General features: G+C 73.2%; 1 protein-coding gene. It reads left to right on the forward strand.

Annotated features, from left to right (window positions below; genetic code table 11):
• The coding region (locus tag G9H71_RS22080) for an ABC transporter permease (RefSeq protein ID WP_166284915.1) at positions 1–2486 on the forward strand (2486 nt) is incomplete at its 5' end.
• Positions 2487–2723 lie beyond the last annotated feature (237 nt).

The following is a 2723-nucleotide window of genomic DNA, read 5'->3' on the forward strand; positions in this document are numbered from 1 at the left end:
GCCTCGCCCTGTCCGCCGTCGCCGTCATCCTCGGCACCGCGTTCGTGGCCGGCTCCTTCATGTTCACCGACACGTTGCGAGCGACGTTCGACGACATCTTCACCGAGACGAGCGCCGACGTGACGGTCTCGCCGAAGGAGGCCTTCGACGGGGCCGACTCCGGGGCCGGCGCGCGTACGCTCCCGCCGTCCCTCGTGGAGCAGGTCCGCGCGGTCCCCGGTGTCTCCGAGGCCTACGGCGACCTGTGGGTCGAGGGCGTCCGCATGCTCGACGCCGAGGGCGAGGCCATCGGCAGCGCCGGCCCGCCCGGGGCGGGCGTCATCTGGTACACCGCCGAGGGCTCGAGCGCGAAGCTCGTCGAGGGGCGCGCACCGCAGGGCGCCGGCGAGGTCGTCGTCGACGAGTACGCCGCGGACAAGGGCGACCTGAAGGTCGGCGACCGCATCGGGCTGGTGCTTCCGCAAGGCCCGCAGCGCGAGATGACCGTGGTCGGCGTGGCCAGCTACAGCTCCAACGGCAGCCTGGGCGGCGCCACGGTCGCAGCCTTCGACGACGCGACGGCGAAGGAGCTCCTGCTCGGCAAGGACGCGTACAGCGCCGTGGCCGTCTATCACGGGGACGACGTCTCGGACGAGCAGCTGCGCGACCGCGTCGCAGACGCGATCGGCAGCGACTACGTCGTCCGCACCCGCGAGGAGCAGGCCGAGGAGACCGCCTCCGGCATCGAGGAGGCGCTCGGCTTCCTCAACTACCTGCTGCTGGCCTTCGCCGGGGTCGCGCTGTTCGTCGGCTCGTTCATCATCTTCAACACCTTCTCGATGATCGTCGCGCAGCGCACCCGCGAGCTGGCGATGCTGCGCGCGATCGGTGCGAGCCGGGGGCAGGTGACGCGCTCCGTGCTCCTCGAAGCGGCAGTCGTGGGCCTGGTCGGCTCGGTGCTCGGCCTCGCGGTGGGCGCCGGGATCGCGTCCCTGCTCGCCGCGTTGTTCGGCGCGATCGGCCTGGAGATCGGCGGGGGGCTCGTCCTCGCCCCGCGCACCGTCGTCACGGCGATCGTGCTCGGCGTCGTCGTGACGCTGGTCGCCTCGCTGGTCCCCGCGCGGCGCGCGGCACGGGTGGCCCCGGTGGCGGCGCTGCGCGACGGGGTCGCGATCGGCTCGACGTCATTGCGCGTGCGGTCCATCATCGGCGGGCTGCTCACCGTGGCCGGGGTCCTGGCCCTGGTGTCGGGCGCCCTCTCCGACGACGCGGGCAACGCGGCCTCCCTGGTCGGCCTCGGCGCTCTGGTGACCCTGGTCGGCATGATCGCGCTCGCCCCGGTGGTCAGCGGGCCGCTGCTCCGGGTGCTCGGTGCCCCCGCCGCCCGACGCGGGGCGGTCGGCCGGCTCAGCGTCGAGAACACCCGGCGCAACCCGCGCCGCACCGCTGCGACCGCGTCGGCGCTGATGATCGGGCTCACGCTGGTGACGTCGTTCGGCGTCCTCGCCTCCTCGGCGAACGCGTCGATCGACCGGCTCGTCGACCGCGGGCTGCGCGCCGACTTCATCGCCTACCAGAGCACCGACGGCGCCTTCTCCCCCGAGGTCGCCGCCGCGATGGGGCAGGTCGAGGGCGTCGAGCGCGTGGTGCGGGAGCGCTACAGCAACGCGCAGATCGACGGGGAGACCTCGTTCGTCTCCGCTCTCGACCCCGAGGCCTTCACCGAGTCCCTGCGGGCCACGGTCTTGAGTGGGAGCGCCGACGCCCTGAGCCGCGGCGAGGTCATCGCAACCCAGCCCGCGGCCGAGAAGGCAAGCGTCGGGGTCGGCGACTCCGTCGAGCTGCTCCTCCCCTCCGGCCGCAGCACGACATTGCGCGTGGGCGCGGTCCTCGAGGACGCGGAGTTCCTCAGCCAGTGGTCGATCCCGATCGCGACCTGGGAGCAGCTCGGCGGCACCGGGAGCGACAGCTTCCTCTACGTGACGCTGGCGTCCGGCGCGAGCGTCGACGAGGTCGGCCCGCGGCTCGAGGCGGCCACCGCCGCGTACCCGAACCTCAACGTCTTCGACCGCGAGGAGTTCAAGGACGAGAACCGCGAGCAGATCAACCTCCTGCTCTACATGATCTACGCCCTGCTCGCGCTGGCGCTGGTCATCGCGGTGCTCGGGATCGTCAACACGCTCGCCCTGTCGGTGACCGAGCGGACGCGGGAGATCGGGCTGCTGCGGGCCGTGGGGATGAGCCGACGTCAACTGCGCCGGATGGTACGTACCGAGTCGGTCATCATCGCCGTCCTCGGGTCGGTGCTCGGGATCGTCCTCGGCCTCGCGTTCGGGACCTCCCTGCAGCAGGCGCTCGCCGACGACGGCATCACCCAGCTGGCCGTCCCTGTCGTCTCGCTGCTGGTGTTCCTCGTCGCCGCCGCCGGCGTGGGCGTCCTCGCCGCCCTGTGGCCGGCGCGTCGCGCGGCCCGCATGGACGTGCTGCAGGCCGTGACGGCGGAGTAGCCCCGGCCCGGCCACAGCGCCGGGGCGCCGCTCGGGCCCTCCTCCCCCTCAGGGAGGAGGGCCCGACCCGTCGCGAGGACGACGCCGCTGTCACCGGACGGGCCTAGCTTGGGCAGCGGCGAGGGGCGGCTGCCCGCAACCGACACGACGAGCTGGTGGGGAGACCGGGATGACCACTGCGGTGGACGCGACCGTTGCGGCGCGGACGGTGGGTCTGTCGAAGGTGTACGGCGCGGG

The organism is Motilibacter deserti, assembly GCF_011250635.1.
GTDB classification, from domain to species: Bacteria; Actinomycetota; Actinomycetes; order Motilibacterales; family Motilibacteraceae; genus Motilibacter_A; species Motilibacter_A deserti.